Origin of the sequence: Janthinobacterium kochi, from assembly GCF_051380715.1 — a bacterium.
Classification (GTDB): domain Bacteria; phylum Pseudomonadota; class Gammaproteobacteria; order Burkholderiales; family Burkholderiaceae_D; genus Janthinobacterium.
The window spans coordinates 127,355-146,420 of record NZ_JBNYXO010000012.1; the positions used below are offsets into that span (position 1 = coordinate 127,355).

Sequence of the window (19,066 nt, forward strand, 5' to 3'; positions counted from 1 at the left end):
TATCTGGCAAGCTGAATGATCTTGCCTTGTATCACCCTGTAACAATTTTTCGCCGGGAAGCGCTGGCCCGGCCCCATTTCACGGGGCACCGCCATGCCGGCGGCGGCGATCAGTGCGACAATAGATGCAGGCTGCGCACTGTGGCGCGGCATCCATCGTGAATCCCATGTCTCTTGCCCCTGTCAAACCCGCCGTGCCGCCCAAGGCCATCCTGTTCGATCTCGACGATACCTTGTGGCCCATCGCGCCCGTGATTGCCGCCGCCGAAACCCTGCTGCACGACTGGCTGGCTACGCATGCGCCCAGGGTGGCGCAGCAGTTTTCCATCGAGGTGCTGCGCCAGCACCGTCTGGCCATGCTCGAGGAACAACCGCATTTCCATGGCAACCTGATCGAGTTGCGCCGCGCCGGCCTGCTGGCGGCCTTTGAGACCGCTGGCGAGGATGCCTCCCTGGTCGAGCAGGCCATCGTGCACTTCCTGGCCGCGCGCAACCGCGTCCAGCCGTATGACGACGTCTTGCCTGGCCTGGCCTGGATGGGACAGCGCATGCTGGTCGGCTCCATCTCGAATGGCAATGCGGACCTTGAAATTATCGGCCTGGCGCAGCATTTCAAGGTATCGATTGCCGCCAGCGAGTTTGGCGTGGCCAAGCCCGATGCCAGCATCTTCCTGGCCGCTTGCGCCGCGCTGGAGGTGGCCCCGCATGAAGCCGTGTATGTGGGGGACGACCTGCATTTCGACGTGACGGGAGCGCAAGGGGCGGGCATGCGTGCCGTCTGGATGAACCGCAAGGGCAGCGACGCCCACCTGGCCGCCGGCGTGCAGCCCGACGCCATCTGCGCCAACTTTGACGAGTTGCTGCTGTGGCTGCAGGGGCAACTGGAAGATTGATCACCGCCGGACGGGCGAACGTGCATAATAGGTGCTGTTGATGCACGTTCGGCCGCTTTCGTTGCCGCTTGCCTAAAGAATACTTGCTTAAAGAATATTTGCTTACCTAAGACACCATGCAACTCGATACACGTGCCCAAACACTGCTGAAAGCCCTGGTCGAGCGATATATCGCCGACGGCCTGCCGGTCGGTTCGCGCGCCTTGTCGAAAATCTCCGGCCTTGACCTGTCTCCGGCCACGATCCGCAACATCATGGCCGATCTGGAAGAACTCGGCTATGTGTCCAGTCCGCATACCTCGGCCGGTCGCATACCCACGCCGCGCGGCTACCGTATCTTTGTCGACACCTTGCTGACCGTCCGGCATCTGGATGAGCATCTGGTGGAGTCGCGCATGCGCCTGCAGACGCCGCAGCCGCAGAAAACCATCGCCAACGCGGCGCAGATGCTCTCGTCGCTGTCGCAGTTTGCCGGCGTCGTGCTCAGTCCGCGCCGCGAATCCGTGTTCCAGCAAATTGAATTCCTGCGCCTGTCCGAAAAGCGCATCTTGCTCGTCATCGTTGCCCCGGGCGGCGACGTGCAGAACCGCCTGCTGCTGACGGAGGCTGACTACACGCCGGCGCAACTGGTGCAATCGGCCAATTACATCAACCAGAATTATGGCGGCTTGTCGTTCGATGCCGTGCGCGTGCGCCTGCAGGGTGAATTGCGCCAGTTGCGCGACGACATGGGCAGCCTGATGCAGGCGGCGGTGGAAGCGGGCAGCGAAGCGATGGCCGACCATAGCGATGACATGGTGATTTCCGGCGAGCGCAACTTGCTCAGCGTGAGCGATCTGTCATCGAACATGCATTCGCTGCGCCAGATGTTCGACATGTTCGAGCAAAAAACGGGCTTGATGCAGCTGCTCGACGTGTCGAGCAAGGCAACGGGCGTGCAGATCTTCATCGGCGGCGAATCGAACCTGGTGCCGATGGATGAGATGAGCGTGGTGACGGCGCCGTATGAAGTCAACGGCAAGATCGTGGGAACGTTGGGGGTGATCGGACCGACGCGCATGGCGTACGAGCGCGTCATTCCGATCGTCGATATCACGGCTAAATTACTGTCGAGCGCACTCAGCCATCATTGATGCTGCTCACTGCTGCGCCAGCCGCCCCGTGGGAGCGGCCGGCAAGCGTCAGGCGGTTTTGTGCGGGCAGGCTGTCTTGATGCAGTTGCCGTAGATGGCCAAGGCGTGTTCGGCAATTTTGAAGCCGCGCTCTTCAGCCACTTTTTGCTGGCGGATTTCGATCTCTTCGTCGAAGAATTCTTCGACCCGGCCACAGTCGAGGCACACCAGGTGATCGTGGTGGGAACCTTCGTTGAGCTCGAAAATTGCCTTGCCGGTTTCAAAATGGTTGCGGTTGAGCAAGCCTGCTTGTTCAAATTGCGTCAGGACACGGTAGACGGTTGCCAAACCGACATCCATATTGTCGGCCAACAGAATTTTATAGACGTCTTCTGCTGTCAGGTGACGTACCGGGCTACTCTGGAAGATATCGAGTATCTTCAGGCGTGGCAGGGTCGCTTTCAGGCCGCTTGCCTTGAGATCACTAGGATTGTTACTCATGTTTGTTGCTCGTATGTGGGTCAGGTGCTTTATCATATAGCGTTTTGTCGGGGAGTGCCAAAATATGCATTTTTTGGCAGGCCGGTCACTCCTGGCGTTTTGTTCATCCAATTGAGGTCATTTATGCGCGTAACACCGGCTGTATTGCCATCTCTCTGGCACCGTATTTCATTTCGAGCACCAGTCGTGGCAGGCATGGTCTGTGTCGCGCTGGCCATGTCCGGCTGCGCCAGCCGCGGCATCCTTGGCGAAAAGCCGGCAGCCAGCCAAAAAGAAGGCAAGGAAGTGGTCCCCGAACAGGGCGCACAAACGAACACCATTACGCCGCTGCAAAAATTCATGTGGTTTTTCTCGCCGTATCGTCCTGACATTCAACAAGGCAACTTTGTCTCCGAAGAGATGCTGGCCCAGTTGAAAGTAGGCATGACGCGCGACCAGGTGCGTTTCGTCCTTGGCACCTCCCTGCTGACCGATATCTTCCATGCCGACCGCTGGGATTATCCATTCCGCCTGGCACGGGGCAGTGGCGAAACCACCAGCAGCCGTGTGGTTGTGTACTTTGGCAAGGATGGCAAAGTTGAACGTTTCGAAGGCGGCAACTTGCCGACGGAGAAAGAATACATCAACCGTATCGCCGGTCCGTCGCCGTTCGCCAAGGTCGCCAAGGCCGATGTGCCTGCCGCTGCCGTACCATCGCCCGTGGCGCCAAGCGCCGTGCCCGTGCCAGCCGATGCCGCGCCAGCCATTCCTGTGAGCAAGCCTGGCGTTGCCCCCGCACCTGCCCCTGCCGCCGAACCTGCACCGACTGCCGAGCCCACGAAATAAGTTGCCGTAAGAGAATAAAATGACTGAACTGAAAATTGCCATCGCTGGCGCCAGTGGCCGCATGGGCCATATCCTGATCGAAGCGGTCAGCAACGCGCCCGACGCCGTGCTCGCTGGCGCGCTCGACCGCGCTGGCTCGCCGTCCGTCGGCCAGGACGCCGCCGCCTTTCTCGGTAAACCTGCCGGCGTGTTGATCGAGTCAAGCCTGGCTACCGGCCTGGCCGGCGCCGATTACCTGATCGACTTTACGCGTCCCGAAGGCACCTTGCAGCACCTGGCGTACTGCGCCGAGCATGGTATCAAGATGATCATCGGCACCACCGGTTTTGATGACGCGGGCAAGGCCGCCATTGCCGCCGCCGCCGAAAAGACGGCCATCATGTTCGCGCCGAACATGAGCGTGGGCGTGAACGTCACCATGAAGCTGCTGGAACTGGCCGCGAAAAGCCTGTCCGAAGGCTACGACATCGAGATCATCGAAGCGCATCACCGCCACAAGGTCGACGCGCCATCGGGCACCGCCCTGCAAATGGGTGAAGTGGTGGCCAGCGCTCTGGGCCGCGACCTGAAGGAATGCGCCGTGTACGGCCGCGAAGGCGTGACCGGCGAACGCGATCCGTCGACCATCGGCTTTGCCACCATCCGCGGCGGCGATATCGTCGGCGACCATACGGTGCTGTTTGCCGGCATCGGCGAGCGTATCGAGATCAGCCACAAGTCGAGCAGCCGCGTCACCTATGCGCACGGCGCCCTGCGTGCTGCGCGTTTCCTGGCGGACAAGCCGACCGGCCTGTTCGACATGCAGGACGTGTTGTCGCTGAAGAACTGAGGAAGACCATGGCCACTGCCATCCTGAATGGAAAAGACATCACCGACGAAGCGAGCTTCCACGCGCAATGCGTGCCAGCCTTCGGTTTCCCCGCGTTTTACGGCAACAGCATGGATGCCTGGGTCGATTGCCTCAGCTATCTGCGTGACGACGAAAACATGACGCAGTTCCGCCTGAAGCCGAACGAAGTGCTGGAAATTGTCGTGCAGGACGCGGAAAGCATGAAGGCGCAGGCGCCGGACTTGCTGGAAGAAATCACGTTCTGTATCGCGGGCATCAATGAACGCTATGAGGATTATGGCGAAAAGCCGGCGTTGAAGCTGGTACTCAAGTGAATAGAATCGTAGGTCGGATTAGGCCCTGCGGGCCGTAATCCGACAACATTGTTGGCTGTGCAAGTCGGATTACGCGCAAGCGCTAATCCGACCTACGTCCAGACGACCAACATTTACACCACCTTGCGCTCGCGCAAGCCGTCAATCTCCGCACTGTCCAATCCCAGCCACTGCTGCAGCACCTCCTGCGTATGCTGCCCCAGCAAGGGCGGCGGCAAGCGGTATTGCACCGGCGAGGCGGACAGGCGCACGGGATTGGCCACCAGCGCCACCGTGCCCGCCGTCGGATGCGGCATCTCCACTTTCAAGCCACGCGCCACCACTTGCGGGTCGGCAAAGACCTGGTCGATGCGGTTGACGGGGCCGCATGGCACGGCTTGCGCCTCGAAGGCGCTGATCCACTCGGCCGTCGTGCGCATGACCGTGGTCTGGCGCATCAAGGGGATCAGGATCGCCCGGTGCGCCACGCGCTGCGGATTGGTCGCGAAGCGTTCATCCTGCGCCCATTCCGGATGGCCGGCGACGGCGCAAAAGCGCGAAAACTGTCCATCGTTGCCGATCGCCAGAATCATGTCGCCATCGGCCGTGGGAAAGTCTTGATATGGAACAATGTTTGGATGCGCATTGCCCATGCGCTGCGGCACTTTTCCGCCACACAAGTAATTGGCGGCCTGGTTGCCCAGCGCCGCCACTTGCACGTCGAGCAAGGCCAGGTCGATATGCTGGCCCAGGCCCGAACGTTCCCGTTCGGCCAGCGCTGCCTGCACGGCGATGGTGGCGTACAGGCCCGTCAGGATGTCTGTTTGCGCCACGCCCACTTTTTGCGGCCCGGCGCCCGGCTGGCCATCGGGCACGCCGGTGATGCTCATCAAGCCGCCCATGCCCTGGATCAAAAAGTCATAGCCGGCGCGCGCCGCATACGGCCCATCCTGGCCAAAGCCCGTGATGGAGCAATACACGAGGCGCGGGTTGAGTGCCAGCAAGCTGGCCGCGTCCAAACCGTATTGCTGCAAGCCGTTCACCTTGAAATTTTCCAGCAAGACATCCGCTTCGGCCGCCAGCTTGCGCACCAGCGCTTGCCCTTCCGGGGCGGCCAGGTCGATGCACAGGGAGCGCTTGTTGCGGTTGGCGCACTGGAAATAGGCCGCCTCGGCCGTATCGCGGCCGTCTTCATCTTTCAGATACGGCGGGCCCCAGGAGCGCGTATCGTCGCCGCGGCCCGGCTGTTCAACCTTGACCACGTCGGCGCCGAGGTCGGCCAGCATTTGCCCGGCCCACGGGCCGGCCAGCACGCGCGACAGGTCCAGCACGCGCAAACCGGTCAACGGTGCGGGCCGCAAGGTGGAAGCCAAGGCGTCCATCAGTTGCTGAAGGCGGCGATGCCGGTGATGGCGCGGCCGATGATCAGCGCGTGCACATCGTGCGTGCCTTCATAGGTGTTGACCACTTCCAGGTTGACCAGGTGGCGGATCACGCCGAACTCGTCGGAAATGCCGTTGCCGCCCATCATGTCGCGCGCCATGCGGGCAATATCGAGCGCCTTGCCGCAGCTGTTGCGTTTCATGATAGACGTGATTTCCACTGCGGCCGAACCCTCATCCTTCATGCGGCCCAGGCGCAAGCAGCCTTGCAAGCCCATGGTGATTTCCGTCAGCATGTCGGCCAGTTTCTTTTGCACCAACTGGTTCGCGGCCAACGGACGGCCGAATTGCTGGCGGTCCATCGTGTACTGGCGTGCCTTCAGGTAGCAGTCTTCGGCCGCGCCCAGCGCGCCCCAGGCGATGCCGTAGCGGGCGCTGTTCAGGCAAGTAAATGGACCTTTCAAGCCGCGCACGTCGGGGAAGGCGTTTTCTTCCGGGCAAAATACTTCATCCATGACGATTTCACCGGTGATGCTGGTGCGCAAGCCGACCTTGCCGTGGATTTCCGGCGCCGACAAACCCTTCCAGCCTTTTTCCAGCACGAAGCCGCGGATCGCGCCTTCATCGTCCTTGGCCCAGACAACGAACACATCGGCAATCGGGCTGTTGGTGATCCACATCTTGGCGCCGGACAGGCTGTAGCCGCCCGGTACCTTGCGTGCGCGCGTGACCATGCTGCCCGGGTCGGAGCCATGGTTCGGTTCCGTCAGGCCGAAGCAGCCGATGAATTCGCCCGTCGCCAGTTTCGGCAGGTATTTCTGTTTGGTTTCCTCGTTGCCGAAGGCGTTGATCGGCACCATCACCAGCGACGATTGCACGCTCATCATCGAGCGGTAGCCGGAATCGACACGCTCGACTTCGCGCGCGGCCAGGCCGTAACAGACGTAGTTCAGGCCGGCGCCGCCGTACTCTTCGGGAATGGTCGTGCCCAGCAAGCCCAGCTCTCCCATTTCGCGGAAGATGGCGGCGTCCGTGCGGCCATGGCGGAACGATTCAAGCACGCGCGGCACCAGGCTGCCCTGGCAATAGTCGCGGGCCGCTTCCAGGACGGCGCGTTCGTCGCCCGTCAGTTGTTCTTCCAGCAGCAGGGGGGAATTCCAGTCGAATACGGTTTTGCTCATCACAGGCCTCGCAGGTGAGCGCCGGTGATCGGCGCAAGATTGAATATGGCTCATGGTAGGTTTTTGCCTAGCCTTGCGCAAACGATTTTTTCGCACCCAGACATGCGTGTTGAGCATATCTTGCGGCATACTAGGGTTCTTTTACCGGACGGACACCCCATGTCACGCAAAATCCCGATGCTGCAGGCGCTCAATTGTTTCGAGGCGGCTGCGCGCCACCAGAGCTACACGCATGCGGCGCGCGAACTGTCGCTGACGCAAAGCGCCGTGTCGCGGCAGATATCCTCCCTGGAAAGCTTTCTTGGCGTGCAATTGTTCCAGCGCACGCGCCATGGCGTACTGCTGACCAGCGCCGGCGCCGCCTATGCGCGCCAGATCGCGGCCCGCCTCGATGGCCTAGAGCGCGACACGCTCGACACCATGGCGCGCCAGGGCGGGGGCGGCGCCTTGCAGCTCGCGTCCGTGCCCACCTTTGCCACGCGCTGGTTGATGCCACGGCTGGCCAGTTTTGCCAGCGAACAGCCCGACATCGTCGTGCATATCGATGCGTATACAAAGCCGTTCATGTTTGCCGATACGGAATATGACGGCGCCCTGTACGCGGGCACACCCGAGCAGCTGGCGCGCTGGCCCGGCACGCGCGCCACCTTGCTCATGCATGAAGAAATCGTGCCCGTCGCCAGCCCGCGCCTGCTGGCGGCGCGCAGCGACTGGCAGCCGCAGGATGTATTGGAACTGACCTTGCTGCAGCAAAGTACGCGTCCGGGCGCGTGGCGCCAATGGTTTGACGCCATGCAGGTCGAGGGAGAAGGGCGCGATGGAGCGCGTTACGGTGCCCGCTATGAACTGTTTTCCATGCTGGCCATGGCGGCCGTGCAAGGGCAAGGCGCGGTCTTGCTGCCGCGCATGCTGGTCGAAGCGGAACTGGCGCGTGGCGAACTGCGCATCGTATGTGAACGCCCACTGCGTGGGCAGCGTGCGTATTACCTGATTACGCCCGAAACGGCGCATGAAAAGACGGCCTTGCAGCAATTCCGGCTGTGGCTGCAAGGCGAAGCCGCTTAAACGACTTTGCTGGTATCGAAGTGGGGATTGTCGATGAAGCCGATCTGGTTGCCAAACGGGTCGAGCAATTCCACCGTGCGGATGCCGTCGCCCACGTCCGTGATCGGGTGGTGCAGGCTGCCGCCCAGTGCAACGATGCGTTCGACTTCCTGTTCGATGCCGTCCACGCCCCAGTACGTCACGCTGCCCTGCGTGCCCGGTTCACCGCCCGGCATCAGCCCAAGCTCGAAGCCGCCGATGGCAAAACCCACATAAAACGGCTGGTCGAAATATGGGGCCGTGTTGAATACCTGGCTGTACCAGGCCTTGGCCTTGTCCAGGTCGGGGACGGGATAGGTGACGGTGCGCAAGCCCTTGATCATGTTCTGCTCCTGTTGGTTGAAATGCGTGACGCCATCATGCCACCGGCGCGCGCCGCGTGATTGTAAAAATGGAAGGTGACGTTAGCTGTGGCGTTCCGCCAGCCACGCCTCGGGCGAACTGCGGGCGAAATCCTGGAAGTCGTGGATCAGGTGCGACTGGTCGAAATAGCCAAATTGCACGGCGACTTGCGCCCAGTCTGGCTGTCCCGCCAGGCTTGTCAGCCCCTTGCTGGCGGCGCGAAAACGGCAGATACGGGCAAACAGCTTCGGGCTGATGCCCACTTGCTGGCGAAATTGCAGCGCCAGGTGCTGGCGCGACACGCCCAGTTGCCGCGCCAGCCCATCCACGCGCACCTGGCCGCATGCGCGCTCGATGGCTGCGATCGCATGTTCGGCTGCGCCGGCCTGGCGCAGTGGCGGCGCGGCGCGCAGGCGCAGCAGCAGATAATCTTGCAAAATGGCAATGCGTTGTGCATTGGATAGGGGCTCGCTCCACAGGGCGTCGCCCAGGCGTGCCGCCAGTTCGCGGCCCCACAGTTGCGGCAATCCCGTGCGGCCATCGCTGAGCTCGCACAAGGGCAGCTGGAAGAAGCGCGCCGCCGCACCCGGCTTGAAGCGGGCCGCCACCGTCTGCACCAGTCCCTGGCTGACGACGGCAACCGGCGCCGTCATCATGCCCACGGCAAAGCTGGCATCCTGCTGGTCCTGGCACAGGATGTCGATGCAATTGTCTGGCAAGACCTGATGCGTCAGGGGCGTGGCACCCGTCTGCACGCGGCACGTCCAGACGCAGTCCAGCCACGGCCGCAGGGCGGGAATGGGCATATATTCCTGGTAGACTATCATGGCTGGCTTTGATGCAAAGGACAAGATTGCATATATATTACACAGCATAATTGTGCGCCGGCCAAAATATGCCAGCCCGGGCCGCCAGCGCGCCGCGCTATCGGGTGGCGACAACCAGTATAATGCTCGGTTCATATCCACTATTGGCCGCACATCATGCAAGATAAATATAGTCCCGCCGACGTCGAACAAGCCGCCCAATCGCACTGGAAGGCGATCGACGCCTACAAAGCCGTCGAACACGACCCGCGTTTCCCAAAAGGCAAGTATTTTGCCTGTTCGATGCTGCCTTACCCTTCGGGCAAGCTGCACATGGGTCACGTGCGCAACTATACGATCAATGACGTGATGTACCGCTACCTGCGCATGAATGGCTACAACGTGCTCATGCCGATGGGCTGGGATGCGTTCGGCATGCCGGCGGAAAACGCGGCGATGGCCAACAACGTGCCGCCCGCACAATGGACGTACTCGAACATCGCCCACATGAAGCAGCAGATGGAATCGATGGGCCTGGCCATCGACTGGTCGCGCGAAATGACCGCCTGCAAGCCTGAATACTACAAGTGGAACCAGTGGATGTTCCTGAAGATGCTGGAAAAAGGCATCATCTACAAGAAGACCGGTACCGTGAACTGGGACCCGATCGACCAGACCGTGCTGGCCAACGAGCAAGTCGTCGATGGCCGCGGCTGGCGTTCCGGCGCGCTGATCGAAAAGCGCGAAATCCCCATGTACTACGCGCGCATCACCGATTACGCGGAAGAATTGCTGGCCTATGTGGACGACAAGCTGCCCGGCTGGCCCGAGCGCGTGCGCACCATGCAGACCAACTGGATCGGCAAGTCGACGGGCGTGCGCTTCGCCTTCCCGCATGCCATCAAGGATGCCGAAGGCGCCCTGATCGGCGACGGCAAGCTGTATGTGTTTACCACCCGCCCTGACACCGTCATGGGCGTGACCTTCTGCGCCGTGGCCGCAGAGCACCCGCTGGCACTCCACGCTGCGCAAAGCAATCCCGCGCTGGCCGCCTTCAATGCCGAATGCAAACTCGGCTCCGTCATCGAAGCGGATATGGCAACGATGGAGAAGAAGGGCATGCCGACCGGCCTGTTCGTCACGCATCCGTTGACGGGCGCGCAAGTGGAAGTGTGGGTCGGCAACTACGTCCTGATCACCTACGGCGATGGCGCCGTGATGGGCGTGCCGGCGCATGACGAACGCGATTTCGGCTTTGCCAAGAAATACAATCTGCCGGTCAAGCAAGTGATCGAAGTCAAGGGCCAGGAATTCTCGACCGACGCCTGGCAGGAATCGTATGGCAGCAAGGATGGCGTCTGTGTCGCCTCCGGCAAATATGACGGCCTGCATTTCGCTTCCGCCGTCGATGCGGTGGCCGCCGATCTGGCTGAGCTGGGCCTGGGCGAGAAGAAAACCACGTTCCGCCTGCGCGACTGGGGCATTTCGCGCCAGCGCTACTGGGGCACGCCGATCCCGATGATCCATTGCGCCGATTGCGGCGTGGTGCCGGTGCCGGAAAAAGATTTGCCGGTGGTACTGCCGGAAGACTGCGTGCCGGATGGCACGGGCAACCCGCTGAACAAATACGAAGCGTTCCTGCAGTGCGACTGCCCGCAGTGCGGCAAGCCGGCGCGCCGCGAGACGGACACCATGGATACCTTCGTCGATTCGTCGTGGTATTACATGCGCTATACCTCGCCAGGCTCGAACGATGCCATGGTCGACGCGCGCAACGATTACTGGATGCCGATGGACCAGTACATCGGCGGCATCGAACACGCCGTCATGCACTTGCTGTACGCGCGCTTCTGGACCAAGATCATGCGCGACTTCGGCCTGGTCAAGTTCGACGAGCCGTTTGTCAACCTGCTGACGCAAGGCATGGTGCTCAACGAAACCTACTTCCGCAAGGATGCCGTGGGCAAGACCACCTGGTTCAACCCGGACGACGTGCGCCTGTCGCTCGATGACAAGGGCCGTCCGCAAAGCGCCGTCCTGGTGGCCGACGGCCAGCCGGTGGAAATCGGTGGCACGGAAAAAATGTCGAAGTCGAAGAACAACGGCATCGACCCGCAAGCGCAGATCGAGCAGTACGGTGCCGACACGGCCCGTCTGTTTACCATGTTCGCTTCGCCGCCGGAACAGACGCTGGAATGGTCGGGCAGCGGCGTCGAAGGCGCGAACCGCTTCCTGCGCCGCGTGTGGAACTTCGGCTACGCCCAGTCGGCCACGATTCAAGCCGCACTGGCTGGCGGCGCCGCACCGGCCACGGGCGACGCGCAGAAAAACCTGCGCCGCGAATTGCACAAGCTGTTGCAGCAAGCCGATTACGACTTGAAGCGCATCCAGTACAACACCGTGGTGTCGGCCTGCATGAAGATGCTCAACACCCTGGAATCGGCCAAGCTCGATGACAGCGCGCAGTCGAAGGCGCTGATCGCCGAAGGCTTCTCCATCTTCCTGCGCCTGCTCAATCCTGTCGCGCCGCACATCACCCACGTGCTGTGGCAGGAACTGGGCTACGCCGGCGTGCACGGCGACCTGCTCAACGTCGCCTGGCCGCAGGTCGACCCGCAAGCGCTGGAGCAGTCCGAGATCGAGATGATGATCCAGGTGAACGGCAAGCTGCGCGGCTCGATCACGGTGTCCAAGGATGCGGACAAGGCCAGCATCGAAGCGGCCGCGCTGGCGTGCGAAAGTGTGCAAAAGTACGTCGAGACCACGCCGAAGAAGATCATCGTCGTGCCAGGCAAGTTAATCAGCATCGTGGTGTAATCATGACGACTTCCTCTCAAGTATCGCTGTTGGGCCGCCGTGCCGTGCTGGCGTTGGGCCTGACCGTCCTGCTGTCAGCCTGCGGCTTTCATTTGCGCGGTTCGAACGGCAGTTTCATGCTGCCGTTCGCGACGATGTACATCGGCTTGCCCGAGACATCGCCGCTGGCGATCGGCCTGAAGCGCTATATCCGCGCCATTGGCAGCACGGAGGTGGTGGGCACCAGGGATGGCGCCGACGCCGTGCTTGAGGTGCTCAACGACCCGGAGAGGAATCGTACCAAGACCATTTTGTCGCTGAACAAAAATGGCCGCGTACAAGAGTACCAGCTCGGCTATTCGATTAATTTCCGCGTGCTGGACAAGGCCGGCAATCAGTTGCTGGCGCCGACCACCATCAGCCTGGTGCGTCCGATCACCTTCGATGAATCGCAGGTGCTGGCCAAGGAAACCGAGGAAGCGGCGCTGTACCGCGACATGCGTAACGACCTGGTGCAGCAGATCATGCGCCGCCTGGCCGCCATCAAGCCGGTGCTGCCAGCCATGTCGGTGGCGCCAGTGGCGCCCGTGACACCGGTCGCGCCGGCAGCCCCGCAGCAGTAACGGGGACGCCATGCAATTGCGGATAGACGCGCTCGATGGGCATGTGGCCAAGCCGCTGGCGCAGCTGTATGTGATCACCAGCGACGAACACTTGCTGGCGCTGGAAGCGGCCGACAAGATCCGCCGCGCCGCGCGCGCGCAGGGTTACTCCGAGCGCGACGTGCTGACGGTGGAGCGCAGCTTCAAGTGGGGCGAACTGCTGGCGGCGAACCAGGAGCTGTCGCTGTTCGGCGATAAAAAACTGATCGAGCTGCGCATCCCCACCGGCAAGCCGGGCAAGGATGGCGGCGCGGCGCTGCAAAGCTACGCGAAAAACCTCAGCCCCGACAACCTGACCCTGATCACCTTGCCCAAGCTGGACTGGGCCACGCAGAAGGCGGCCTGGGTCGCCAGTCTGCAGCAGGCGGCCGTGTATATCGAGATTCCGAATGTGGAACGGGCGCAGTTGCCGGCCTGGATATCCCAGCGCTTGTCGGCGCAGGGGCAAAGCGCCGAACGGGCCAGCATCGACTTCATCGCCGAACGGGTGGAAGGCAACTTGCTGGCGGCGCACCAGGAAATCCAGAAACTGGGCTTGCTGCATGCCGCGGGCAAATTGACGTACGAACAAGTGCAGGACGCGGTGCTGAACGTGGCCCGCTACGATGTCTTCAAGCTGTCCGAAGCCATGCTGGCCGGCGATCCGGCGCGCCTGGTGCGCATGCTCGAAGGCTTGAAAGGCGAGGGCGAGGCGCTGCCGCTGGTTTTGTGGGCCGTCTCCGAAGAAATCCGCACGCTGTTAAAATTGAAGGCCGGCATGGCGCAAGGGCGTCCATTGGGCGCGCTGCTGAAGGAATACCGCATCTGGGGACCGCGCGAGCGGATGATGGAACCGGCCCTGCGGCGCATTTCGCTGCCCGTGCTGGAAGCGGCGCTGCAGCAGGCGGCGCAGGTGGACAAGATGATCAAGGGCTTGCGCGCCAAGGGCTACGCGGGCGATGCCTGGGATGCCATGCTGCAGCTGGGCCTGAAGATCGCCCGAGGCTAGTTTTTTACTATATGGATACGAGCATGGACATCACAGAATATATGCAGGACGTGGGCACGCGCGCGCGCGCCGCTTCGCGCGCCATGGCACGTGCCGACAGCGCCACGCGCAACCGCGCCTTGACCTTGATCGCCGCCGCCATCGTGCGCGATGCCGATCTGCTGCGCGCGGCCAACCAGCGCGACCTCGATGCGGCGGCTGCCGCCGGCCTGGCGCCGGCCATGCTCGACCGCCTGACCCTGTCCGACTCTGCCATTGCCACGATGGTCGAAGGCTTGACGCAGATCGTCTCGCTGGCCGACCCGATCGGTGAAATCTCGAACATGAAATTCCGCCCGACGGGCATCCAGGTGGGGCAGATGCGCGTGCCGCTGGGTGTCATCGGCATCATCTATGAAGCGCGTCCGAACGTGACGGTGGACGCGGCCGGCCTGTGCATCAAGAGCGGCAACGCGACGATTCTGCGCGGCGGCTCGGAAGCGATACACTGCAACCGCGCGCTGGCCAAGCTGGTGGCCGAGGGCTTGCTGGGAGCGGGTCTGCCGGCCGATGCCGTGCAAGTGATCGACACCACCGACCGCGCCGCCGTCGGCGCCCTCATCACCATGCCGCTATTCGTCGACGTCATCGTGCCGCGCGGCGGCAAGGGCCTGATCGCGCGCCTGATGGCCGAGGCCACCGTGCCGATGATCAAACACCTCGATGGCATCTGCCACGTCTACATCGACGCCAAGGCGGATCTGAAAAAGGCGATCGATATCGGCTTCAACGCGAAGTGCCACCGCTACGGCACCTGCAACACCATGGAAACCCTGCTGGTGTCGCGCGCCATCGCCGCTACCGTGCTGCCGCAGCTGGCCGAACTGTATTTGACCAAGCAGGTCGAACTGCGTGCCGATCCGGAAAGCCATGCGATCCTGGCCGCCGCCGCTTATCCGCACCTGGTGCCCGCCACCGAGGAAGACTGGTCCACCGAATACCTGGCGGCGATCCTGTCGGTGAAGGTGGTCGACGGCATCGACGAAGCGATGGACCACATCAACCAGTATTCGTCCAAGCACACGGAAGCTATCATCACGGAAGACTACAGCGATGCGCTGCGCTTCCTGCGCGAAGTTGATTCCGCCTCGGTGATGGTGAATGCATCGACGCGTTTTGCCGATGGCTTCGAGTATGGCCTGGGCGCCGAGATTGGCATCTCGAACGACAAGCTGCACGCGCGTGGCCCGGTGGGACTGGAAGGCCTGACATCGCTCAAGTACGTGGTCTTTGGCCACGGCGAAGTACGTAAATAGTCTCTTTCGCGGGCGGCCCACAAGGCGGCCCGTGCTCTCATTTTTCTCCACCTCTGACACTGGGAACCCCATGCTCTTTCTCTGGACCAAAGCCTTTCACATCCTCTTCGTCATGTCCTGGTTTGCCGGCCTGTTTTATTTGCCGCGTATTTTCGTGAACCTGGCGATGGAGACGGAAACGGTGGCCACCGAGCGACTGTTGCTGATGGCGCGCAAGCTGTACCGTTTCATGTCCCTGCTGGCGCTGCCGGCGATGGTGCTGGGGCTGGCGTTGATGTGGATGCTGTACGGTGGGGGCGAAGGCCGCGTGAAGATACCGGGCTGGATGCACGCCAAGCTGACGTTCGTGGTGCTGCTGCTCGGCTACCACCACGCCTGCGGTTCCATCCTGCGCAAGTTTGAAAAAGGCGTCAACCAGCGTAGCCACACCTGGTTCCGCTGGTTTAATGAAGTGCCGGTGGTAATGCTGCTGGCCGTCGTCGTGCTGGTCGTGGTCAAGCCTTTCTAAGGGAATCGAGATGAGTGCAAGCCAGAGCAAAGTCGTGCAGTATTTCTTCGCGCCCCACTCGCCATGGACCTACCTGGGGCACGCGCGCCTGATGGCCATCGCCGCGAAGACGGGCGCACAGATCGACGTGCGTCCCTTCGACCTGGGCAAGGTCTTCAGTGTGTCGGGCGGCCTGCCGCTGGCCAAGCGCGCACCGCAGCGCCAGGCGTATCGCCTGGCCGAACTGGCGCGCTGGTCGGCCTTTTTGCAAGTGCCATTGACCTTGCAGCCAAAGTTCTTCCCCGTGTCGCCGGAAGCGTCGGCCAAGCTGATCATCGCCACGCGCCTGGCGCACGGCGTGGAAGCGTCGCTGAACCTGGCGCACGCCATCATGCGCGGCCTGTGGGCCGAAGAGCGCAATATCGGCGACGAGGAAACCCTGGTGCAGATCGCGCTGGATGCCGGTTTCGATGGCCGCCAGTTGCTGAAGACGTCGGAAACGGCCAGCGTGCAGGCCGAATATGATGCCAACACGGAGGCGGCCACCGCCGCCAGCGTCTTCGGCTCGCCGTGGTACATCGTCGATGGCGAAGGATACTGGGGCCAGGACCGCCTCGATTTTGTCGAGCGCGCGCTGGAGAGGTAATAGCGAGCGGTAGGTCGGATTAGCGTGGCAAAGCCGCGCGTAATCCGACAAGCGCAGTCGGCGGCGGTGCATGTCGGCTTACGCCCTGGCGGGCTAAGCCGACCTACGTAATATTTTAGATTTTTAGTTAATTGTTTTTCAACGGATAAAAGGTACACCATGGCTTCATATTTTTGCCCATGCCCGCGTGGCATGGAAGCGGCACTGGCCGAGGAACTGGGCGAGATTGCTCAGGATAGTTCTACCATGAAGGTCCACAACCAGGTGCCGGGCGGCGTACACTGCTCGGGCGACCTGCTCGATTCCTACCGCATCAACCTGCATTCGCGCATCGCTTCGCGCGTGCTGATGCGCATGGCCCATTCCGGCTACAAGACGGAAAACGATATTTATGACCTGACCCTGGCGCAAGCCTGGGAAGACTGGTTCGGCGTGCACCACACGATCCGCGTTGACGTCACGGCCGTCAAATCGCCGCTGCGCAGCCTGGAATTCACGACATTGAAAATCAAGGATGCGATCTGCGACCGCTTCCGCGACCAGTTCAACGAGCGTCCATCGGTCAACACCAAGACGCCGGACATGCGCATCGTCGGCTTCCTCGACGCGAACACGTTTACCGTGTATCTCGACACCTCGGGCGAAGCCCTGTTCAAGCGCGGCTGGCGCGAAGAGACGGGCGACGCGCCGCTGCGCGAAAACCTGGCCGCCGGCCTGCTGCGCGTGTCGGGCTGGAAGCCTGGCATGGTGCTGTTCGACCCGATGTGCGGTTCCGGCACCATCCTGGCCGAAGCGGCGCAGATGCTGCAAGGCATTCCGCCGGGTGCTACGCGCCAGTTCGCCTTTGAAAACTTCCACGATTTCGATCCGGCGCCGTGGAATGCCATGAAAAACGCCATCAAGGTCAATCCGCTGCCAGCCGAACCGACCATTTTTGGCAGCGACATTTCGGGCGACATGGTCGCCATGACGCGCCATAACCTGCGTTGCGCCGGTGTGCGTTTCGACGTGCCCTTGAAACAGATCGAGGCGCAGGAAGTCAAGCCGCCAAGCGACGTGCCGGGCATCATGCTGACCAACCCGCCGTACGGCGAGCGTATCGGCGTGCGCGGCGACAGCACCATCCCGGAAGATGAGTTGTCGACGTCCTTCTATTCGGCCATGGGCACGACCCTGAAGCAGCGCTTCGCCGGCTGGACCGTGTTCCTGTTTACGGCAGACCTGGGCTTGCCCAAGCTGCTGCGCCTGAAGGAAGCGCGCAAGACGCCATTCTTCAATGGTGCGCTGGAATGCCGTTTGTTCCGTTTCGATATGGTGGCCGGTTACAACCGCCGCGAAGAAGCAAAACCTAAAAATATCTGATTAAACCTACTGCGCGTCGTGACTTGCGGCCTGCGGTGCTCACCGTACTAAAGTACGGTTGCGCACTCGGCCACAATTCACTTCCGCTCGCTACGGTTTTCTCAGATATTTTGGCAGCTGAGAAAGCCGGATGTGTCACCCTGGATCCGCCATGTTTCCCATCCCTCCGGCGAGTGTGCCGCCCGACCCGGTCACGCCCGTTCCGCCTCCCACCCCGAGCCACATGGCGCCGCTGAGCCGCGGTGCGCTGGCCATGCTGCTGGCCGGGCTGTCGATGCTGGGACCTTTGTCGATCGACACCTATCTGCCCGCCTTTGGCGCGATCCAGGGTTCGCTGCAGGCCTCGCCGCTGGAAGTGCAGCAGTCGCTGACGTTCTACATGCTGGCCTTTGCCGGCATGGTGCTGTGGCATGGCGCGATCTCGGATACCTTTGGCCGGCGCAACGTCATTCTCGTCTCCTTGCTGATGTTTGCCATCGGCTCGCTCGGCTGCGCTTCGGCGCACACGGTGCACTATTTGTGGTTCTTCCGCATCATGCAGGGCGTCTCGGCCGGCGCCGGCGTGGTGATCAGCCGCGCCATCATCCGCGACCTGTATGCCGATGCGGCAGCGGCGCGGCTGCTGTCGCTGGTGACGATGATCTTTTCCATCGCCCCGGCCGTGGCGCCGATTCTCGGCGGCTGGATCGTCATCTGGTTCGACTGGCGCTCGATCTTCCTGTTCCTCGCCTTCTACACGGTGGTGCTACTGGCGTTCTGCTACTGGCGCTTGCCCGAAACCCTGCCGATGGAAAAGCGCCAGCCCTTCAATCCCCGCTTCCTGGCCTCGAGCTATGGCCAGATCCTGCGCTCGCCCCTGTTCCACATCAAGGCCGGCATCGTTGCCCTCAATTTCGCGGGCCTGTTCCTGTTCATCACGGCCGCACCGGAAATGCTGCCCAAGCAGCTGGGGCTGGGGCCATCGCAATTCGCCTGGCTGTTCATTCCCTGCGTGAGCGGCATCTTCATGGGCGCCGCGGCGGCCAACCGCATCGCCGGCAAGGTCACGTTCGCGCGCCAGATCGGCATCGGCTTCGCCTTTCTGCTGTGCGCCGCCAGCGTCAATGTCGTGTATCACCTGTTCCTGCCGCCATCGTTGCCCTGGTCGGTGCTGCCTCTGTTCTTCTACACCTTCGGTATGTCGCTGGTGGGGCCGGGCGCGACCCTGCTGGCGCTCGATCTGTTCCCGCATATCCGCGGCACTGTCGCCTCGTGCCAGTCGTTTGCCAGCACCTTGCTGGGCGCCGTGGTGGCCGGCGTGATCTCGCCGCTGCTGTCGGGCTCCGTGCTGTGGCTGGCCTCGGGCCAACTGGCGTTTACGGCCCTGGCGCTGGCGCTGTGGCTGATCTCGCGGCGCTTCCGCCACCGTTTGCTGGGTTCCTTCAAGGCATAAGTTTCCATGGCAGAACGCTGGATTTATTTCAACTTAATTTTCTATATTGCAAGTAAGATCCGGCGCTTATGATAAGATGACTTCTTTCCCGGCATCCTCTCAGGCAGTTT

Annotated in this window: 19 protein-coding genes; 14 read left to right on the forward strand and 5 right to left on the reverse strand. The window is 62.0% G+C overall.

All coding sequences use genetic code 11. The features are described from left to right. The first annotated feature begins 166 nt into the window (after positions 1 to 166). The gene (locus ACQ4WL_RS22260; protein ID WP_436511700.1) at positions 167 to 892 is read left to right on the forward strand and encodes an HAD family hydrolase; all 726 of its coding nucleotides are present in this window, start codon (positions 167 to 169) and stop codon (positions 890 to 892) included. Between the two features lie 116 nt (positions 893 to 1,008). Continuing rightward, positions 1,009 to 2,025, forward strand: coding sequence for a heat-inducible transcriptional repressor HrcA (gene hrcA, locus ACQ4WL_RS22265; protein WP_034745713.1), 1,017 nt, complete (start codon positions 1,009 to 1,011; stop codon positions 2,023 to 2,025). 48 nt (positions 2,026 to 2,073) lie between these two features. On the opposite strand, the gene fur is transcribed toward hrcA, so the two are convergent. Continuing rightward, on the reverse strand, positions 2,074 to 2,505 hold the full coding sequence (gene fur, locus ACQ4WL_RS22270; protein ID WP_099761922.1) for a ferric iron uptake transcriptional regulator: 432 nt from the start codon (positions 2,503 to 2,505) through the stop codon (positions 2,074 to 2,076). A gap of 195 nt (positions 2,506 to 2,700) precedes the next feature. On the opposite strand from fur, the gene ACQ4WL_RS22275 reads away from it, so the two are divergent. The 3 genes from ACQ4WL_RS22275 to ACQ4WL_RS22285 are packed head-to-tail and all read left to right on the forward strand — an operon-like array spanning position 2,701 to position 4,494. Beyond that, positions 2,701 to 3,330, forward strand: a complete 630-nt coding sequence (locus ACQ4WL_RS22275) for an outer membrane protein assembly factor BamE (protein WP_436511737.1) — start codon at positions 2,701 to 2,703, stop codon at positions 3,328 to 3,330. A 19-nt stretch (positions 3,331 to 3,349) separates the two neighbouring features. Further along, complete coding sequence (gene dapB, locus ACQ4WL_RS22280) at positions 3,350 to 4,159, forward strand: 4-hydroxy-tetrahydrodipicolinate reductase (RefSeq protein WP_436511701.1); 810 nt, start codon at positions 3,350 to 3,352, stop codon at positions 4,157 to 4,159. Between the two features lie 8 nt (positions 4,160 to 4,167). Then, positions 4,168 to 4,494 (forward strand): barstar family protein, encoded by a 327-nt coding sequence (locus ACQ4WL_RS22285; RefSeq protein ID WP_436511702.1) that lies wholly within the window; start codon positions 4,168 to 4,170, stop codon positions 4,492 to 4,494. 113 nt (positions 4,495 to 4,607) lie between these two features. Here the strand turns inward: ACQ4WL_RS22285 and ACQ4WL_RS22290 are convergent, their stop codons facing one another. Further along, the gene (locus ACQ4WL_RS22290) at positions 4,608 to 5,855 is read right to left on the reverse strand and encodes a CaiB/BaiF CoA transferase family protein (RefSeq protein ID WP_436511703.1); all 1,248 of its coding nucleotides are present in this window, start codon (positions 5,853 to 5,855) and stop codon (positions 4,608 to 4,610) included. Next, entirely contained in the window at positions 5,855 to 7,036 is a 1,182-nt protein-coding gene (locus ACQ4WL_RS22295; RefSeq protein WP_436511704.1) for an acyl-CoA dehydrogenase, read from the reverse strand. The genes ACQ4WL_RS22290 and ACQ4WL_RS22295 overlap by 1 nt, the downstream gene beginning before the upstream one ends. A 159-nt stretch (positions 7,037 to 7,195) precedes the next feature. On the opposite strand from ACQ4WL_RS22295, the gene ACQ4WL_RS22300 reads away from it, so the two are divergent. After that, positions 7,196 to 8,101: a LysR substrate-binding domain-containing protein gene (locus ACQ4WL_RS22300; RefSeq protein ID WP_436511705.1), complete on the forward strand. Its 906-nt coding sequence runs from the start codon at positions 7,196 to 7,198 to the stop codon at positions 8,099 to 8,101. Here ACQ4WL_RS22300 and ACQ4WL_RS22305 read toward each other — a convergent pair. Both ACQ4WL_RS22305 and ACQ4WL_RS22310 read right to left on the reverse strand, forming a co-directional pair. After that, positions 8,098 to 8,463, reverse strand: coding sequence for a VOC family protein (locus tag ACQ4WL_RS22305; protein WP_436511706.1), 366 nt, complete (start codon positions 8,461 to 8,463; stop codon positions 8,098 to 8,100). The genes ACQ4WL_RS22300 and ACQ4WL_RS22305 overlap by 4 nt on opposite strands. Positions 8,464 to 8,544: 81 nt before the next feature. Then, positions 8,545 to 9,288: a DUF6597 domain-containing transcriptional factor gene (locus ACQ4WL_RS22310; RefSeq protein ID WP_436511707.1), complete on the reverse strand. Its 744-nt coding sequence runs from the start codon at positions 9,286 to 9,288 to the stop codon at positions 8,545 to 8,547. A 177-nt stretch (positions 9,289 to 9,465) separates the two neighbouring features. On the opposite strand from ACQ4WL_RS22310, the gene leuS reads away from it, so the two are divergent. From leuS to ACQ4WL_RS22350, 8 genes are all read left to right on the forward strand, one after another. Continuing rightward, a complete protein-coding gene (gene leuS / locus ACQ4WL_RS22315) occupies positions 9,466 to 12,105 on the forward strand; it encodes a leucine--tRNA ligase (protein ID WP_436511708.1) in 2,640 nt (879 codons plus the stop codon). A 2-nt stretch (positions 12,106 to 12,107) separates the two neighbouring features. After that, positions 12,108 to 12,707 carry an LPS-assembly lipoprotein LptE gene (locus tag ACQ4WL_RS22320; RefSeq protein ID WP_436511709.1) on the forward strand — a complete coding sequence of 200 codons (600 nt, stop codon included), beginning with the start codon at positions 12,108 to 12,110 and terminating at the stop codon, positions 12,705 to 12,707. Between the two features lie 10 nt (positions 12,708 to 12,717). Continuing rightward, complete coding sequence (gene holA, locus ACQ4WL_RS22325; protein WP_436511710.1) at positions 12,718 to 13,734, forward strand: DNA polymerase III subunit delta; 1,017 nt, start codon at positions 12,718 to 12,720, stop codon at positions 13,732 to 13,734. Between the two features lie 23 nt (positions 13,735 to 13,757). Beyond that, positions 13,758 to 15,029, forward strand: coding sequence for a glutamate-5-semialdehyde dehydrogenase (locus tag ACQ4WL_RS22330; protein WP_436511711.1), 1,272 nt, complete (start codon positions 13,758 to 13,760; stop codon positions 15,027 to 15,029). A 70-nt stretch (positions 15,030 to 15,099) separates the two neighbouring features. Next, positions 15,100 to 15,537: a CopD family protein gene (locus ACQ4WL_RS22335; RefSeq protein WP_436511712.1), complete on the forward strand. Its 438-nt coding sequence runs from the start codon at positions 15,100 to 15,102 to the stop codon at positions 15,535 to 15,537. 10 nt (positions 15,538 to 15,547) lie between these two features. Then, positions 15,548 to 16,162, forward strand: coding sequence for a 2-hydroxychromene-2-carboxylate isomerase (locus ACQ4WL_RS22340; protein ID WP_096238078.1), 615 nt, complete (start codon positions 15,548 to 15,550; stop codon positions 16,160 to 16,162). 159 nt (positions 16,163 to 16,321) lie between these two features. Continuing rightward, a complete protein-coding gene (locus ACQ4WL_RS22345) occupies positions 16,322 to 17,524 on the forward strand; it encodes a THUMP domain-containing class I SAM-dependent RNA methyltransferase (RefSeq protein WP_436511713.1) in 1,203 nt (400 codons plus the stop codon). A 151-nt stretch (positions 17,525 to 17,675) separates the two neighbouring features. After that, a complete protein-coding gene (locus ACQ4WL_RS22350) occupies positions 17,676 to 18,956 on the forward strand; it encodes a multidrug effflux MFS transporter (protein ID WP_436511714.1) in 1,281 nt (426 codons plus the stop codon). The last annotated feature ends 110 nt before the right edge of the window (positions 18,957 to 19,066 follow it).

Coding starts and splice junctions, on each gene's coding strand:
- ACQ4WL_RS22260 (WP_436511700.1), top strand. CDS start 167: ATGTCTCTTGCCCCTGTCAAACCCGCCGTGCCGCCCAAGGCCATCCTG.
- ACQ4WL_RS22350 (WP_436511714.1), top strand. CDS start 17,676: ATGTTTCCCATCCCTCCGGCGAGTGTGCCGCCCGACCCGGTCACGCCC.
- ACQ4WL_RS22310 (WP_436511707.1), bottom strand. CDS start 9,288: ATGCCCATTCCCGCCCTGCGGCCGTGGCTGGACTGCGTCTGGACGTGC.
- ACQ4WL_RS22330 (WP_436511711.1), top strand. CDS start 13,758: ATGGACATCACAGAATATATGCAGGACGTGGGCACGCGCGCGCGCGCC.
- ACQ4WL_RS22275 (WP_436511737.1), top strand. CDS start 2,701: ATGGTCTGTGTCGCGCTGGCCATGTCCGGCTGCGCCAGCCGCGGCATC.
- ACQ4WL_RS22285 (WP_436511702.1), top strand. CDS start 4,168: ATGGCCACTGCCATCCTGAATGGAAAAGACATCACCGACGAAGCGAGC.
- ACQ4WL_RS22345 (WP_436511713.1), top strand. CDS start 16,322: ATGGCTTCATATTTTTGCCCATGCCCGCGTGGCATGGAAGCGGCACTG.
- hrcA (WP_034745713.1), top strand. CDS start 1,009: ATGCAACTCGATACACGTGCCCAAACACTGCTGAAAGCCCTGGTCGAG.
- ACQ4WL_RS22340 (WP_096238078.1), top strand. CDS start 15,548: ATGAGTGCAAGCCAGAGCAAAGTCGTGCAGTATTTCTTCGCGCCCCAC.
- leuS (WP_436511708.1), top strand. CDS start 9,466: ATGCAAGATAAATATAGTCCCGCCGACGTCGAACAAGCCGCCCAATCG.
- ACQ4WL_RS22305 (WP_436511706.1), bottom strand. CDS start 8,463: ATGATCAAGGGCTTGCGCACCGTCACCTATCCCGTCCCCGACCTGGAC.
- ACQ4WL_RS22320 (WP_436511709.1), top strand. CDS start 12,108: ATGACGACTTCCTCTCAAGTATCGCTGTTGGGCCGCCGTGCCGTGCTG.
- ACQ4WL_RS22300 (WP_436511705.1), top strand. CDS start 7,196: ATGTCACGCAAAATCCCGATGCTGCAGGCGCTCAATTGTTTCGAGGCG.
- ACQ4WL_RS22295 (WP_436511704.1), bottom strand. CDS start 7,036: ATGAGCAAAACCGTATTCGACTGGAATTCCCCCCTGCTGCTGGAAGAA.
- ACQ4WL_RS22335 (WP_436511712.1), top strand. CDS start 15,100: ATGCTCTTTCTCTGGACCAAAGCCTTTCACATCCTCTTCGTCATGTCC.
- ACQ4WL_RS22290 (WP_436511703.1), bottom strand. CDS start 5,855: ATGGACGCCTTGGCTTCCACCTTGCGGCCCGCACCGTTGACCGGTTTG.
- fur (WP_099761922.1), bottom strand. CDS start 2,505: ATGAGTAACAATCCTAGTGATCTCAAGGCAAGCGGCCTGAAAGCGACC.
- holA (WP_436511710.1), top strand. CDS start 12,718: ATGCAATTGCGGATAGACGCGCTCGATGGGCATGTGGCCAAGCCGCTG.
- dapB (WP_436511701.1), top strand. CDS start 3,350: ATGACTGAACTGAAAATTGCCATCGCTGGCGCCAGTGGCCGCATGGGC.